This is a genomic window from Sulfitobacter sp. IGS-18, from assembly GCF_059628195.1.
The window spans coordinates 2,459,197-2,475,379 of sequence record NZ_CM184556.1 but is presented as its reverse complement, the minus strand read 5'-3'; the positions used below and the strand labels follow the sequence as shown (position 1 = coordinate 2,475,379).

Genomic DNA, 16,183 nt, shown 5'->3' with positions numbered 1-16,183 from the left:
CGCCGCCGCTTCAGCCCAGGGGGCGTTTTTCCACCAGATGACCGTAGAGCGTGGTCAGGACCGAGACAAAGATGATCCCTTCGGCCAGGAACACACAGGTTTCCAGCAGCAGGCCCGCGGGGCCGGGACCCGGCAGCAGCAGCGACAGGGTAACGCTTGTCGCCACGTTGATCAGGGACAGCAGGGCCGCAACCGACAGGATCGCGCCGGACATCGGGGCAGAGACGATCCAGCTTTGCAGCAGGCCCATGCGCTGGCCCATGGCGGCGGCGGGCAGGGTGATGCTGAACCGCAGGGCGATCCAGACAAAGGCGATGCCCGCCAGAAGCCCGAGGATCATGGAGGAACCGGTCTGGCCCGGCGTGGCCTGCCAGCCGGTGAACCCGGCCAGCACGGTGAGGGCAGTCAGAATCGGAACGGCGGCCAGCATCTGGACAAGGGCAACGGTGATGGCCCGCCAGATGTAGAAGGCAATGACGCTCCAGCCCGGACGCAGGTCCCGGGCGCGCTCCGGGCCGTTCAGCAGGACATGGCGGTGCCAGTGGATCGCCATCAGGGCATAGCCCAGCAGCCCGGTCAGCCCCAGCGCCAGCATCAGCAGGACATCGGCGGGGGCGATCTGAAGTATCGCATTGGCGTTGCTGCCGGAGAGGGCGGCAATCACATCGGACACCAGCACTGTCGCGGCGATGGTGCTGAGCAGGACCATGGCCAGCCCCGGCAGGATCACCCGCAGGGTGGTGCCCGGCTCATGAATCAACATGCGTATGGCATGGGCGATGATGGCTAGTCCGACGGTCAAAAGTATGCTCCTGAAGTTATAAACCTTTTGGCTAATGTGCCGCGCCGGTGCAAGCAGATGCAGTCAAATTCTTGATCAGGAGGTCAGCAATCCGGCTGGAAATGAAAAAGCTGCGGTTTCCCGCAGCTTTCAGGCCATCGGCACATTCAACCGGGCAGGTCAGAAGATGAAATCGGTCCCGTCGAGATCGCCCAGGCTGACGCCAAGCAGAAGGATGGAACTGTTGTCGCCTGCGTCGATCAGCACGCTGCGGCCGACCTGCTGCACGTGGTGCGTGATCAGGTCGTTGAAATCGGCAATCGCATGTACCGCGCTGAGGTCGATCCGCTCAAAGCGGTTGTTGGCGTCGAAATCATTGATGGTGTCGTTGCCAAAGCCGCCAGCCATATCCGCAAAGACAAAGGTATCGGCATTGAAAAGGCCGACCAGCACGTCATTGCCTGCCCCCCCGTCCAGCCGGTCAAAGCCCGCGCCACCTCTCATCGCGTCATTGCCGTTGCCACCCTCGATCAGGTCATTGCCCTCACCGCCGAAAAAGCGGTCATCGCCGTCTTCGCCGCGCAGGGTGTCATTGCCCAGCTGGCCGAACAGGGCGTCACCGGTATCGCCGCCAAGGAGCATGTCATTGCCGTCACCGCCGAACAGCCGGTCGAAGCCGGCACCGCCCAGCAGCAGGTCGTCACCGCCGTCGCCGTATAGGTTGTCGGCCTGATCCCCGCCGTCGATGGTGTCATTGCCCGCACCACCGCGCAGCAGGTCAAAGCCGCCTTCGCCAAAGATGCGGTCATTGCCCTCGCCACCGGCGATGCTGTCCTCCTGCGCGCCGCCGCGCAGCAGATCGTTCCCGTTGCCGCCGAGGATGGCATCATTGCCGATATCACCCAGGATGGTGTCAGACCCGGCATTGCCGTGCAGATCGTCCGCGCCAATGCCACCCCGTACAAAGTCCGCGCCATCGCCTGCGCGGACGCTGTCATTGCCGCCGCCGCCGTCGATGGTGTCGTGGCCGCTGCCGGTGCTGATCAGATCATTGCCTGCGCCACCGGTGATATAATCCTCGCCAAAGGATGTTTCGATCACGTTGGCGCGGGCGTCACCCATGATCTGCTCGTCCAGGGCGCCCTGGGTCGCGCCAAAGTTCTGGGTGACGACGATGGAGTTGTAAAAGGTGCCGGTGCCATAGCTCATCGGGCCGACGTCAATGCCGATGCCGATGTGGGTATAGCTTGCATTCAGGATATTCGCCCGGTGCGAGGCGGAGTTCATCAGCCCCTCATGCAGGTCGCGCACATCGTCCCACAGGCCATCCGGGCCGCGAATGGTCTGAACCGCAAGGTTCTCTCCCGTGCGCCAGGCGCCGGAAAGGTCAAAGCCTGCGGCCCGAATGCGATCGTTCGACGTGCTGTCACCGACGCCGGTATGGCTGAAGGTATCGGTCCGGATCATCCAGTCGCTATGGTCGTCTGCGGATTGGTTCAGATTCATTTCAAGGGTCAGCGCCCCCAGGCCATGTTCGGCACGTACCTCGTTGATCAGCGTCAACATGTAAGCTTCGATATCAGAAGCGATACTCATTCATCATTCCTTTGATCGTGGGCGCCGGACGGCTGACGCTTAGTTATCGGGTCGAAAGATTAAAACCTGTTTGACGGCAGGAATGCGGTCATGGTTCGCCCTGTTTTTGGTTTTTTCTGGGCTTTTCCTGTGAACGAAAAGGGGCAGCGCCGGTGCAGGTGGCAAGGCGAAACCCTGGTGATAGTTCCCTTTATACGGGAAATCCGGTCTGGTGGAAAGGTTGCGGGGGCTTTCTCTGGGCAATCATGGGACAGACCGCTCATCAGGGGCGGTGTTCTGGGAAATCGCGGGAAATGGGAGGGACCCGGGCCGGTGATTCGGCCAGAACCTGCCGAATACGAATCAAATTTATGGGAAATGGGTTGATCTCCCTTGAATCTGGCCTTCGTTTTATGGAACAGGAGTGGAACATACCCTGTGGATAAATCTGCGGATGAATTTTTCTGGGAATTCGTGGGAAGTTTTGGCGCGCGATGACGCGACCCTATATATTGTGTTAATTTCTGAAAATCATACTTAATAGGCGGAAAATGGCCGGAATTTCGCCACCAGATTTAGTCTCACCAGCATGTGTAAAACTAAATATCGTGGGTTTATGGCAAAAAAAATGTAGACGCCCATGATTTCCCGTGGCATCCCTAGTGCATCGGATGAGAACGGGACACGGGGCACCAAACGACCCCAAATAAAAATAAAACCTAGCAGGTTTCATACAGGCACCTCGCTTTCATCAGACCAAAGAGATCCGGCGCGCGGGCGAGCAGACATCCCCCCAGGTGGCGCGCGCAGTCGGACTTCCCCGCCAAGCTGCGGGACGAGGGCGGCGGGTTGATCAGTGGCAGCAGATCAACCCGCCGTTTCCATGTCCGGAGATCACTTCGGACCAGAGGACAGAAAATTCGCGGGGGCGCGACAAGAAGATAAGCGCAAAGCGCGCAGGCAGGAAAACAAGTGGGCCGCAGGTTCAGAGGCGAAAGCCAGCACAAGGTCGATAGCAAGGGGCGGGTATCCATACCGGCCTCTTTTCGGCGTGTGCTGGAAGCCGGCGACCCCAACTGGAAATCCGGCGAGAACCCCGAGCTTGTGATCGTCTATGGCGATGCCAAGCGCAATTTCCTTGAATGCTATACAATGGAAGCCATCGACGAGGTGGACAGCAAGATCGACGCGCTGCCGCGTGGATCGGTTGCCCGTAAGGCGCTGCAACGCCTGTTCCATGGTCAGTCCTTTCCCACCACGGTGGATGAAACCGGCCGCCTGGTGCTCCCCGCCAAGCTGCGCAAGAAGATCGACCTGGACGCCGAGGCGTTCTTTTTCGCCACCGGCGATACCTTCCAGATCTGGAAACCCGAAACCTACGAAGCCGAAGAGGAAGCCTGGGCAACCGACCTGCCTGAGGATTTCGATCCGATGGCCTTCCTGGACGGCGATCAGGAGGCCTGAACCTGATGGCTGCTGCGGCCTCCCCTCAACAGACTGCCCCCCACACTCCCGTTCTGCTGCGCCCCTTGCTGGCTGCCGTCGCACCCGTGTCGGGTGTCTGGCTGGATGGCACCTTCGGGGCAGGCGGCTATACCCGCGGCCTGATAGAGGCGGGGGCGTCCCGGGTGATCGCGGTGGACCGCGACCCGCTGGCCTTCGAGATGGCGGCGGAATGGGCCGATGCCTATGGCGAGCGGATCACCATGCAGCAGGGCGTGTTTTCGAAGATGGACACCTATGCGCAGGATCTCGACGGGATCGTGCTCGACCTCGGTGTGTCCTCGATGCAGCTGGACCTGGCCGAACGCGGTTTTTCCTTCATGCGCGACGGGCCGCTGGACATGCGCATGTCGCAGGACGGCCCCTCGGCTGCCGATCTGGTGAACGAGGGCGACGAAGAGCTGATTGCCAACATCCTGTTCCAATATGGCGAGGAACGCGCAAGCCGTCGCATCGCCAAGGCAATCGTGCGCGCCCGTGCCGAGGCGCCGATCACCACCACATTGCAACTGGCAAAGTTGATCGAAGGCTGCCTGCCGCGCGCCAAGCCCGGTCAGTCGCATCCGGCGACCCGCAGCTTTCAGGCGATCCGTATTGCGGTCAACGATGAATATGGCGAGCTTTTCCAAGGCCTTATGGCGGCAGAGCGCGCCCTGCGGCCCGGCGGTCAACTGGCTGTCGTGACCTTTCACTCGGTCGAGGACCGGATGGTCAAACGATTCCTGACGGCCCGGTCGGGCGGCGGCGGCAATGCCAACCGCTTTGCCCCCGAGGTTGACCGCCCGGAGCCTCAGTTCCGGGTGGAAAAGCGCAAGGCCATCGGGCCGGACGCGCAGGAACTGGACGAAAACCCGCGCAGCCGGTCGGCAAAGCTTCGGGTGGCGATCAGAACGGATGCACCCAGCGGTGCGGTTGATGCGAAATCCATCGGGATGCCGATGGTCAAGGGACAGTAACGATGCGAGCAGTCTTATACGTTCTCACCTCCATGGCGGTCATCGGACTGGCCTTCTGGGCCTACCGCGAGAATTACGCGACCCAGCAGGCGCTGAGCGAAGCTGACAAGCTGCATGCCAATATTCGCGGCGCCTATGCGCGCCTCGCCGTGCTCAAGGCGGAATGGGCCTATCAGAACCGCCCCGAACGGCTGCGCGACCTGGCGGTGCTCAACTTTGACCGGCTGGGGCTTTTGCCGCTGCAACCCGACCAGTTCGGCGCGGTGGACCAGGTGGCCTATCCGCCGGCACCGCTGCTGCCGATCACCGATCCGGTCGATGTCTCGACCATGAATGCTCCCGACAGCCAGGAGGACCCGCTATGATCCGCACACCGCTGCGCCCGCTGGCGCGTATTCTGGATGCCCGCCAGCGGGGCGAGAACCCCGACGCCATCGAACGCGAGAACAAGCGCATCCGGCACGAGCAGATGCGCGACCGGTCGCGGCAACGCGCCGAAGGGCGGTTGCTGGTGCTGGGCGTGTTCTTTTTCTGCGCCTTTTCCGTGGTGGGCGCGCGTATGGGGCTTCTGGCAACTTCCGAAGCGGTGGAGCCGCGCGCCCATGCGCCGGGTGCCGTGATCTCGGCCTCGCGGGCGGATATCGTGGACCGCAACGGCAACATTCTGGCGACCAATTTCGAGACCCATGCGCTTTATGCCCAGCCCCGCCATATGGTGGACCCGGCAGCCGCGGCCAAAAAGCTGGTGGGTGTTTTCCCGGACCTGGACGAGGAACTTCTGCTCAAGGATTTCACCGGCAAGCGCAAGTTCCTGTGGATCAAGAAGAAAATCAGCCCCGAGCAGATGCAGGCGGTGCATGACATCGGCGATCCGGGCCTGTTGTTCGCACCGCGCGACATGCGTCTTTATCCCAATGGCAAGCTGGCGGCCCATGTGATGGGCGGCGCCAGCTTTGGCAAGGAAGGCGTACATGCCGCCGAAGTCATCGGTGTGGCGGGCGTCGAGAAATACTTTGACGACTATTTGCGCGACCCTGCCAACGGCAACAAGCCGCTGCAGCTGTCGCTGGACCTGACCGTTCAGGCGGCCGCCGAACAGGTGCTGGCGGGCGGGATGAAACTGTTCAATGCAAAGGGCGCCACATCGGTCCTGATGGACGTGAAGACCGGCGAAGTGGTCAGTGTCGTCTCCTTGCCTAGTTTCGATCCCAACGACCGCCCCCGGCCTGCAACAAAGGGGGATGCCTCGGACAGCCCGCTGTTCAACCGCTCGGTTCAGGGGGTTTACGAACTGGGCTCGGCCTTCAAGATCTTTGCGGCAACACAGGCGATCGAACTGGGGCTGGTCAATGCAGACACCGTGATCGACACCGCCGGGCCGATGAAGGTCGGCGGTTTCAGGATCGGCGAATTCCATGGCAAGAACTACGGCAAGCTGAGCGTGGCGGATATCATCGTCCATTCGTCGAACCGGGGCACCGGGCGGCTCGCCCTGCAGATCGGGGCGGCCAGGCAGCAGGAATTCCTCAAGAAGCTGGGTTTCTTCGAGGCGACCCCCTTCGAGATCGTGGAGGCCGCAGGTGGCAAGCCATTGCTGCCGAAACGCTGGACCGAACTGTCATCGGTCACGATTTCCTATGGCCATGGCATGTCCAGCAGCCCGATGCATCTGGCGGCGGGCTATGCGATGCTGGCCAATGGCGGATATCAGGTCAAACCGACGCTGATCAAACAGGAAACCCCCCAGCTCGGGCCGCGCCTGATCTCGGCCAATGCCTCGGCCGATGCGCGCCGGATCCTGCGCAAGGTGGTCACCGACGGCACCGCAAGCTTTGCCGAAGTGCCGGGTTACCAGATCGCGGGCAAGACCGGTACAGCGGACAAACCCAAACCCACGGGCGGATATTACAAGGACAAGGTGATCGCGACATTCGCATCCTTTTTCCCGGCAAATGATCCCAAATACGTGCTGATCGTCACGCTGGACGAAGCGGTCGAAACCTCCGGCGCGAAACCGCGCCGTACCGCGGGCTGGACCGCCGTGCCGGTTGCGGCTGAGATGATCCGCCGGATTGCGCCGCTGCTGGGGCTGCGACCCACTGTTGAACCGCTTGAGGAGGCTGTGGTAACGCTTGCGGGCAACAACTAGCCTCAAGAACCAAGCCGCAAAGGCGCAGCCATGAGCAGCCCCCGAAAAACATCTCTGAACTCCCTTGGCCTGATGGCGGCCAATGGGGCGAATCCGACAATCGAAGACCTGCAGGTGGACAGCCGCAAGGTCGGGCCGGGGTGCCTGTTTGCGGCGATGCCCGGCACCCAGGTCCATGGCGCGCGGTTCATCGGCAAGGCGCTTGGCGACGGTGCCGTGGCGGTTCTGACCGACCCCGAGGGGGCCGCGATGGCAGGCGATGCGATCCGCGCCGCCGGGGCCGCGCTGGTGGTCTCTGACGTTCCCCGCGAGGCGCTGGCGCGCACCGCTGCCCTGTGGTTCGGCGGCCAGCCCAAAACCATGACGGCGGTGACCGGGACCAATGGCAAGACCTCCGTTTCGACCTTTGTGCGCCAGATCTGGATCGAGATGGGCTTTGCTGCCGTGAACCTTGGCACCACCGGTGTGGAGGGGGCCTGGACCGCGCCGCTGGCCCATACCACGCCGGAGCCGATCACCCTGCATCGCACCCTGCGCGCGGCGGCGGACAATGGCATCACCCATGCGGCGATGGAGGCCTCCAGCCACGGGCTGGACCAGCGGCGGCTTGATGGCGTGACCCTGCGCGCCGCGGGCTTTACCAACTTCACCCAGGATCATCTGGATTATCACGAGACCTTTGACGCCTATTTCGACGCCAAGGCGGGGCTGTTTGCCCGCGTGCTGGCAGAGGATGGCACGGCGGTGATCAACACCGACGACCCCCGCGGGGTCGACATGGCCGCGATTGCCCGCGCGCGCGGCTGCGAGGTGCTGACCATGGGCCGCGACGGCGGCGATCTGCACCTGACGGCGCAGCGCTATGACGCGACCGGGCAGGACCTGCGCTTTGAATGGCAGGGCAAGGCGGTGCAGAAACGGCTGGAACTGATCGGCGGGTTTCAGGCCGACAATGTGCTGCTGGCTGCTGGCCTCGTGATCGCCTGCGGCGGGCAACCGCAGGAGGTTTTTGATACATTTCCGCATCTGACCACGGTACGGGGCCGCATGCAGCTTGCCGCGACCCGGGGCAACGGGGCGGCGGTCTTTGTCGATTATGCCCATACGCCCGATGCCATTGCCACCGCGCTGGCCGCGATGCGCCCGCATGTGATGGGCCGTCTGATTGCCATCGTCGGCGCGGGCGGTGACCGTGACCGGGCCAAAAGGCCCCTGATGGGGGCGGCGGCGATGACCCATGCCGACACGGTGATCGTTACCGACGACAATCCCCGCTCCGAAGATCCCGCAAGCATCCGCGCGGCGGTCCTCGAAGGCGCGCCCGGGGCGATGGAAGTCGGCGACCGGGCCGAGGCGATCCTGCGCGGCATCGACCTGCTGGGACCGGGAGATGCGCTGCTGATCGCGGGCAAAGGCCATGAGACGGGGCAGATCGTGGGGCAGGATGTGCTGCCCTTTGACGATGTGGAACAGGCAAGCGTTGCCGTGGCGGCGCTGGACGGGAGGCTTGCATGACGCTCTGGACGGCAGCGGAGGCCGCGGCAGCCACCGGCGGGCGGGCGCTGGGGGAATGGACCTGTGACGGCGTGTCCATCGACACGAGGACAATAGAAAAGGGCGACCTCTTTGTCGCGCTGAAGGATGTCCGCGACGGCCATGACTTTGTGGCGCAGGCGCTGGAGAGCGGCGCGGGTGCCGCCCTGGTGTCGCGCATCCCCGAAGGCCTGGCCAAGGATGCGCCATTGCTGATTGTCGATGACGTGCTGGCGGGGCTTGAAAAGCTGGGGCAGGCGGCCCGTGCGCGGACCCGGGCCAGGGTGGTCGCGGTGACCGGCAGTGTCGGCAAGACCTCGACCAAGGAAATGCTACTGGCGATGCTTGGCGACCAGGGCCGGACCCATGCCAGCGTGGCCAGCTACAACAACCACTGGGGGGTGCCGCTGACCCTGGCGCGGATGCCTGCCGACACCGAATTCGCCATCATCGAGATCGGCATGAACCACCCCGGAGAGATCGCCCCGCTGGCGCGGATGGCCCAGGCGGATGTGGCGATGGTCACCACCGTTGCCGCCGCCCATCTGGAGGCCTTCGACGATCTGGCCGGGATCGCCGTTGAAAAGGCCTCGATCTTTGAAGGGGTGAAACCGGGCGGCTGGGCCGTGATCAACGCCGATATCGAACATGCGGCGATCCTGATGGCCAAGGCGGTGGACTGCCGCTTGCGGGAACTGGAATTCGGCCTGCATGGCCATCACTTCAAACTGCTGGACGTGCATGTGCAGGCCGATACCACCGTGGTGCAGGCCAGCCATGAGGATGTCCCGATCCTGTTCAAGATCGCCACGCCGGGGCGCCATTTCGCGATGAACGGCCTTGGGGCGCTGGCGGTCTGCCATGCGCTGGGGGTCGATATGGCGCTGGCGGCGCAATCGCTGGGCCGCTGGCAGCCCTACAAGGGGCGCGGCGTGCGCGAGGTGATCGTGCTCGACCCGATCGAAACCCATCTGACGCTGGCCCTGATCGACGACAGCTACAATGCCAATCCGACCTCGATGGCCGCCGCACTTGAAGTTCTGGCCGCCTCAGAGGTGACCCATGACATCGGCCGGGTCAGCAAGGGGCGGCGGATCGCCTTTCTCGGTGACATGAAGGAACTGGGCCCCGATGCGGTGGCGCTGCACGCGGGCCTTGCCCATCTGCCTGCGACCCAGGCGCTGGATGTGGTGCATTGCATCGGCCCGCTGATGGGATCGCTGCATGACCTGCTGCCCGAACACCAGCGCGGGATCCGGGCCGAAACCTCTGCCGAGGTCCTGCCGGACCTGCGCGGGCTGCTCGATTCCGGGGATGTGGTGCTGGCCAAAGGGTCGCTTTCAATGAAACTGGGGGCGATTGTTGACGCCATCCGCAAAATGGGCCATCCGGTTGAAACCCTGTAACCCGGGGTGATGTGACAAGATGTTGAGTAAGGACGCGTTTGAATGCTCTATTGGTTGACCCTGCTTTCGGATGGCGGTGATTTCTTTAACCTGTTTCGTTACATCACCTTCCGTGCGGGGGGGGCTTTCCTGACCGCGCTGGTGTTCGGCTTTCTCTTCGGGCGGCCGCTGATCGCGGTGCTGCGCCGCAGGCAGGGCAAGGGCCAGCCGATCCGCGACGATGGCCCCGAGGGGCATTTCGTGAAGGCGGGCACGCCGACCATGGGCGGGCTGCTGATCGTGGGGGCGCTGCTGACCTCGACACTGCTCTGGGCGCGGCTCGACAATCCCTTTGTCTGGCTGGTACTTTTCGTGACCATGAGCTTTGCCGCCATCGGATTTGCGGATGACTACGCCAAGGTCAGCAAGCAGAACACATCAGGTGTGTCCGGCAAGATACGGTTATTGTTGGGATTTCTGATTTCGGGCATTGCCGGATTCTGGGCCGCGCAATATCATCCCGAAGCGCTGCAATATCAGCTGGCGCTGCCGGTCTTCAAGGATACGCTGATCAACCTCGGGGTCCTCTTTGTGCCCTTCTCGATCATCGTGATCGTGGGGGCGGCCAATGCGGTGAACCTGACCGACGGTCTGGACGGTCTTGCGATCATGCCGGTGATGATCGCGGCCGGCACGTTGGGGGTCATTGCCTATGCGGTGGGGCGGGTCGATTTCACCGATTATCTGGATGTGCATTACGTGCCCGGCACCGGTGAAATCCTGATCTTTACCGCCGGGCTCTTTGGCGGGGGGCTTGGTTTCCTTTGGTACAACGCGCCGCCGGCTGCGGTCTTCATGGGCGACACCGGGTCCCTGGCCCTGGGCGGTGCCCTGGGGGCGATTGCGGTGGCGACCAAGCACGAGCTGGTGCTGGCGATTGTCGGCGGGTTGTTCGTGGTGGAGGCGCTGTCGGTGATCATTCAGGTGCTCTACTTCAAGCGCACCGGCAAACGGGTCTTTCTGATGGCGCCGATCCACCATCACTATGAAAAGAAGGGCTGGGCCGAGCCGCAGATCGTGATCCGGTTCTGGATCATCTCGCTGATCCTCGCCATGATCGGTCTGGCGACGCTGAAGGTCCGGTAACCGCGCTGGCGCGCCGCGTGCCGCGGGCGGGGGCGGCGCGCCGGGGCGCGCGCCGGTGGAGGCGCTGCCTCCACACCTCCGGTATATTTGGGGAACAATGAAGCGGGGGTCACCGCGCCCCGTCTTGAAGTTGATGCGCCATTGCCTGCCGCGCGGCGCGCTCTCGGGACATGGTGCTGTCATCTGCCTCAGGGCAAAGGCGGGACGCTCTAGAAGATCGACCAGCCCATCCTGGTGGTCAGTTCGGCGAGCGCTTCGGTGCCGCGGTGGGAATTGCCGTAGCGGTTGAGACCCGGGCTCCAGACCGCGATGGCGGCCTGGTGCGGCACGATGGCGAGGATGCCACCGCCGACGCCGCTTTTGCCCGGAATGCCGACACGGTAGGCGAAGTCGCCCGAGCCGTCGTAATGGCCGCAGGTGAGCATCATCGCGTTCAGCCTGCGGATGCGGCGGGGTGAGACCAGCCGCGGCATGTTTGGCGCGTGAATCAGGAAGCGGCCCGCCATGGCCAGCTGGGCGGTGGTCATCTCGATGGCGCAATGGTGGAAGTAGGTGCCCAGCACCTTGTCGGGGCTGTTGGTCAGATTGTCATGTGCCGCCAGAAAATGCGCGAGCGCGAAGTTGCGGTGGCCATAGGCGGTTTCCGAGGCCGCGACGGTTTCGTTGATGTGGATATCGCCGGATCCGGCGGCGCTGCGCACGAAATGGATGATCTCGGCCAGGGCTTCGCGCGGGGCGCGGTTGCCCAGCACCGCATCGGTGGTGACGATGGCGCCTGCGTTGATGAAGGGGTTGCGGGGGCGGCCGTTTTCCTGTTCGAGCTGGACGATGGAGTTGAAGGCCCGGCCCGAGGGTTCGCGGCCCACCCGTGTCCAGAGCTGGTCGCCCGAGCGGCCAAGGGCGATGGCAAGGGTGAAAACCTTGGTGATCGACTGGACGGAGAAAGCCACGCCATGGTCGCCGGCCTGGTGCAGCTGGCCATCGGCGGTGACGACGGAAATCGCGAATTGTGCCGGATCGACCCGGGCCAGCTGCGGAATGTAGCTGGCCACCTGGCCCCAGTCGGCATCCAGGCGGGCCTTTTGGTCAAGCTGGTGCAGGATGGTATCGAGGTTTGGCATTCTGGGCGCTCCGGCTTGTGAAGGGCGCGTATTGCGACCATTCTGCGGGCCAACGGGTAGCAGGGGTGATGCAATGATTCCAGTACGGGGATTGGAAGGTGCGCAGGTGGCGGTGCTGGGGCTGGGCCGGTCGGGTCTGGTGGCGGCGCGTGCGCTGGTGGCGGGCGGTGCCCTGCCGCTGTGCTGGGACGACAATCCCGATGCCCGCGCCAGGGCAGAGGCCGAGGGGCTGACCTGTGCCGATCTGAAGAAACCCGGTGCCTTCGAAGCCATCGCCCGGCTGATCGTCAGCCCCGGTATTCCGCATCTTTACCCGGCGCCAAACCCGGTTGTGGCGGCGGCGCTGGACGCGGGCGTGCCGGTGGACAATGACATCGGCCTGTTCTTTCAAAGCTTTGCCACATCGGACTGGAACGGGTTCGACGCGATGCCGCGGGTGGTGGCGGTGACCGGATCGAACGGGAAATCCACCACCTCGGCGTTGATCCATCACATTCTCGAAGAGGCCGGGCGGCCCTGCCAGCTGGCCGGCAACATCGGCCGCGGGGTGCTGGACCTGGAGCCTGCGGTGGACGGCGAGGTCGTGGTGCTGGAGCTGAGCAGCTACCAGACCGATCTGGCGCGGGCGCTGACGCCGGATGTGGCGGTCTTCACCAATCTCAGCCCCGATCACCTGGACCGGCACCACGGGATGGGCGGCTATTTCTCGGCGAAGCGGCGGCTCTTTGCCGAGGGCGGGCCGGACCGCGCGGTGATCGGCGTGGACGAGGTGGAGGGGCAATACCTGGCCGGGCAGATGACCGAAGGGCGGGCCGATGACCGGGTGATCCGGGTCAGCGTGACGCGCAAGCTGACCGGGCCGGGCTGGCAGGTCTTTGCGCGCAAGGGGTTCCTGTCGGAATACCGCAAGGGCAAGCAGGTGGCTTCCGTGGATCTGCGCGGGGTGGCGGGGCTGCCGGGGGCGCATAATCATCAGAATGCCTGCGCGGCCTATGCCGCCTGCCGGTCGCTGGGGCTGGCACCGCGGGTGATCGAGGCGGCGTTTCACAGCTTTGGCGGGTTGCCGCACCGGTCCCAGACCATCGCGGAGGTGGGCGGCGTGCGCTATGTCAACGACAGCAAGGCGACCAATGTGGATTCCGCCGCCAAGGCGCTGATGGCTTTCGACAAGATTCGCTGGATTTGTGGCGGGCTTGAGAAGGAAGGCGGGCTGGAAGGGCTGGCCGCTGCCACGGGCGGCGTGCGCAAGGCCTATGTGATCGGGCGCGAGGCTGCCGGATTTGCCATGCAGCTGAACGTGGAGGCGGAGGTCTGTGGCACGATGGAGGTCGCCGTGGCCCGCGCGGTGGCAGAGGCGGAACCGGGGGATGTGGTGCTGCTGGCGCCGGCGGCGGCCAGTTTTGACCAATACGACAGTTTCGAACGCCGGGGCGAGGATTTCGCGGCACAGGTCGCGGCAGCGACCGGCGGCTGATCAACCGGCGATGTCGCGGGCGGCCGCCATGGCGGAGGACCAGGCCCATTGGAAATTGTAGCCGCCCAGCCAGCCGGTGACATCCACCGCTTCGCCAATGAAATAAAGCCCGGGCACCGTCTTGCTCATCATCGAGCGGGAGGAGAGCGCGGCGGTATCGACACCGCCAAGGGTGACTTCGGCGGTGCGGTAACCTTCGGTGCCGCCGGGGGTCAGATGCCAGTTTTGCAAATGCGTCACGAGATTTTGCAAACGTGTGTCTGACCAATCCGCCAGATTGCCGCTCAGGTCCAGCTGGCTGGCCAGGTGTTCGACCAACCGCGCGGGCAGATGCTGGGCCAGTTCCGTGGTCAGGTTCTTGCGGCCCCGTGCCTGACGGCGTGCCTTCAGCTCTTCGAGGATATTTGTTTCAGGGCAAAGGTTTATCGTAATGTCCTCACCCTCTTTCCAATAGGAGGAGGCTTGCAGGACGGCAGGGCCGGAGAGGCCCCGATGGGTGAACAGCAGCGCCTCGTCAAAGCTGGTGCCGCCTGCGGTAACGCGGGCCGGTGTGGCGACGCCGGATATCTCGGCAAAGCGGCCATCGGCAAAGGTGAAGGGCACAAGGCCCGCGCGTGTTTCCGTCACCGGCAGGTCGAAGCGGCGCGCGATCTCATAGGCAAGGCCGGTTGCGCCCATTTTCGGGATGGATTTGCCCCCCGAAGCGACGACAAGATTTCTGGCGGTGATCTTTCCAGTATAATCAGGGCCTTGCAGGTCAAAGGTAAAGCCCTCCGGTGACTTTGCAAACTGTGATGCGGTAGTTTGCAAATGCAGCTCCGCCCCGGCCACCTGCATCATCCGGCGCAGCATCGCGACGATATCCCTGGCGGAGGTGTCACAGAACAATTGCCCCAAAGTCTTTTCATGCCAGGGGATGCCATGGGCTTCGACCAAAGCGATGAAATCCCATTGGGTATAGCGGGCAAGCGCGGATTTCGCGAAATGCGGATTCTGGCTGAGAAAGGCGGAGGGGTCGCAGTGGAGGTTGGTGAAATTGCACCGCCCGCCGCCGGAGATGCGGATCTTTTCGCCCGGTGCCCTGGCGTGATCGACCACAAGCACACGGCCCCCGGCATGTGCCGCGCACATCATGCCGGCCGCACCCGCGCCAATGATTGCCGTATCCACTTTCATGCCAGCGGCTTGCCCGGTTCGGAGCGGGGGGTCAAGTTGGCGTGATGCCCCTTGTGCCGCCGCTTTGCCCGTCGTCATTGCACGGCGTGCCGGTGGCGCGCGGCGGAAATTGACTGGCGTGATCCGCAAAATGGCGTTATGCTGACAGTTAGACCCCAGAAAATGGGGCGTTCGAGGCAGTTTAAGGCAGTGTATCCATGACAGAGATGGTCTATGGCGCGGTTCCCGTTCGGGAAGGCGAGCCAATTCTTCCAAAATGGTGGCGCACGGTGGATCGCTGGGCCTTGTCCTGCGTGTTGATGCTGTTCGCGGTCGGCATGTTGCTGGGGCTGGCCGCCTCGCCGCCGCTGGCTGCCAAGAACGGGTTTGACCCGTTCCACTATGTCCAAAGGCAGGCCTTCTTTGGCGGGCTTGCGATCTTTGCGATGGTGCTGACCTCGATGATGTCGCCTGTGGTGGTGCGCCGCCTGGCGGTGCTGGGCTTTATCGGCGCCTTCATCGCTCTGGCGCTGCTGCCGTTTTTCGGCACCGATTTTGGCAAGGGGGCGACCCGCTGGTATTCGCTGGGATTTGCCAGTGTGCAGCCTTCGGAATTTCTCAAGCCCGGATTTATCGTGGCAACCGCCTGGCTTCTGGCCGCGAGCCTTGAGATCAATGGCCCGCCGGGCAAGGCCTGGTCCTTTGCCCTGTGCATGTCGATCGTGCTGATGCTGGCTTTGCAGCCCGACTTCGGTCAGGCCTGTCTGGTGCTGTTCGGCTGGGGCGTGATGTATTTTGTCGCCGGGGCGCCGATGCTGCTGCTGGTGGGCATGGCCGCGATGGTGGTGATCGCGGGCAGTTTCGCCTATTCCAGTTCGGAACACTTCGCGCGCCGGATCGATGGCTTTCTCAGCCCCGATGTCGATCCGACCACGCAGCTGGGCTATGCCACCAATGCGATCCGCGAGGGCGGTCTTTTTGGTGTCGGCGTGGGCGAGGGCGAAGTGAAATGGTCGCTGCCCGATGCCCATACCGATTTCATCATTGCCGTCGCGGCAGAGGAATACGGGCTGGTTCTGGTGCTCTGCATCATTGCGCTTTACACCGTGATCGTGGTCCGGTCGCTGCTGCGTCTGGTGCGTGAACGGGACCCTTTCACGCGGCTTGCGGGCACCGGGCTTGCCTGTATCTTTGGCGTGCAGGCCATGATAAACATGGGCGTCGCCGTGCGGCTGCTGCCGGCCAAGGGGATGACCCTGCCTTTTGTCAGCTACGGGGGGTCTTCGGTGATCGCTTCGGGCATCGCGGTAGGGATGTTGCTGGCCTTCACGCGCAGCAGGCCGCAGGGCGAGATTTCTGACATTCTTGGCCGGGGCCGCGCCCGCTGAAGGCGCGCCCGGACGGA

General features: G+C 63.6%; 13 protein-coding genes. 9 read left to right on the top strand and 4 right to left on the bottom strand.

Features of this window, described 5'->3' with window-relative positions:
- Positions 1-10: 10 nt before the first annotated feature.
- Both ACWNZ3_RS11950 and ACWNZ3_RS11945 read right to left on the bottom strand, forming a co-directional pair.
- Entirely contained in the window at positions 11-802 is a 792-nt protein-coding gene (locus tag ACWNZ3_RS11950) for a hypothetical protein (RefSeq protein WP_496900070.1), read from the bottom strand.
- Between the two features lie 159 nt (positions 803-961).
- The gene (locus ACWNZ3_RS11945; protein WP_496900069.1) at positions 962-2,377 is read right to left on the bottom strand and encodes a CAP domain-containing protein; all 1,416 of its coding nucleotides are present in this window, start codon (positions 2,375-2,377) and stop codon (positions 962-964) included.
- 951 nt (positions 2,378-3,328) lie between these two features.
- Here ACWNZ3_RS11945 and mraZ point away from each other — a divergent pair.
- From mraZ to mraY, 7 genes are read left to right on the top strand one after another with little or no spacing between them, the layout of a single operon-like run.
- The gene (mraZ, locus tag ACWNZ3_RS11940; protein ID WP_114276585.1) at positions 3,329-3,820 is read left to right on the top strand and encodes a division/cell wall cluster transcriptional repressor MraZ; all 492 of its coding nucleotides are present in this window, start codon (positions 3,329-3,331) and stop codon (positions 3,818-3,820) included.
- A gap of 5 nt (positions 3,821-3,825) precedes the next feature.
- A complete protein-coding gene (rsmH, locus tag ACWNZ3_RS11935; protein WP_496900068.1) occupies positions 3,826-4,815 on the top strand; it encodes a 16S rRNA (cytosine(1402)-N(4))-methyltransferase RsmH in 990 nt (329 codons plus the stop codon).
- A gap of 2 nt (positions 4,816-4,817) precedes the next feature.
- A complete protein-coding gene (gene ftsL, locus ACWNZ3_RS11930; RefSeq protein WP_114276583.1) occupies positions 4,818-5,180 on the top strand; it encodes a cell division protein FtsL in 363 nt (120 codons plus the stop codon).
- The gene (locus ACWNZ3_RS11925) at positions 5,177-6,964 is read left to right on the top strand and encodes a peptidoglycan D,D-transpeptidase FtsI family protein (RefSeq protein ID WP_269363704.1); all 1,788 of its coding nucleotides are present in this window, start codon (positions 5,177-5,179) and stop codon (positions 6,962-6,964) included. Before ftsL ends, ACWNZ3_RS11925 begins: the two co-directional genes overlap by 4 nt.
- A gap of 30 nt (positions 6,965-6,994) precedes the next feature.
- Entirely contained in the window at positions 6,995-8,479 is a 1,485-nt protein-coding gene (locus ACWNZ3_RS11920) for a UDP-N-acetylmuramoyl-L-alanyl-D-glutamate--2,6-diaminopimelate ligase (protein WP_496900067.1), read from the top strand.
- Complete coding sequence (locus ACWNZ3_RS11915; RefSeq protein ID WP_496900066.1) at positions 8,476-9,903, top strand: UDP-N-acetylmuramoyl-tripeptide--D-alanyl-D-alanine ligase; 1,428 nt, start codon at positions 8,476-8,478, stop codon at positions 9,901-9,903. Before ACWNZ3_RS11920 ends, ACWNZ3_RS11915 begins: the two co-directional genes overlap by 4 nt.
- Positions 9,904-9,945: 42 nt before the next feature.
- Positions 9,946-11,028: a phospho-N-acetylmuramoyl-pentapeptide-transferase gene (gene mraY / locus ACWNZ3_RS11910; RefSeq protein ID WP_274575087.1), complete on the top strand. Its 1,083-nt coding sequence runs from the start codon at positions 9,946-9,948 to the stop codon at positions 11,026-11,028.
- 209 nt (positions 11,029-11,237) lie between these two features.
- On the opposite strand, the gene ACWNZ3_RS11905 is transcribed toward mraY, so the two are convergent.
- On the bottom strand, positions 11,238-12,149 hold the full coding sequence (locus ACWNZ3_RS11905) for a glutaminase (RefSeq protein WP_114276578.1): 912 nt from the start codon (positions 12,147-12,149) through the stop codon (positions 11,238-11,240).
- Between the two features lie 73 nt (positions 12,150-12,222).
- Between ACWNZ3_RS11905 and murD the strand changes: the two genes are divergently transcribed.
- Complete coding sequence (murD, locus tag ACWNZ3_RS11900; RefSeq protein ID WP_496900065.1) at positions 12,223-13,623, top strand: UDP-N-acetylmuramoyl-L-alanine--D-glutamate ligase; 1,401 nt, start codon at positions 12,223-12,225, stop codon at positions 13,621-13,623.
- Here the strand turns inward: murD and ACWNZ3_RS11895 are convergent, their stop codons facing one another.
- Complete coding sequence (locus ACWNZ3_RS11895; protein WP_496900064.1) at positions 13,624-14,799, bottom strand: BaiN/RdsA family NAD(P)/FAD-dependent oxidoreductase; 1,176 nt, start codon at positions 14,797-14,799, stop codon at positions 13,624-13,626.
- A 197-nt stretch (positions 14,800-14,996) separates the two neighbouring features.
- Between ACWNZ3_RS11895 and ftsW the strand changes: the two genes are divergently transcribed.
- Complete coding sequence (ftsW, locus tag ACWNZ3_RS11890) at positions 14,997-16,166, top strand: putative lipid II flippase FtsW (RefSeq protein ID WP_269363692.1); 1,170 nt, start codon at positions 14,997-14,999, stop codon at positions 16,164-16,166.
- Positions 16,167-16,183: the final 17 nt, after the last annotated feature.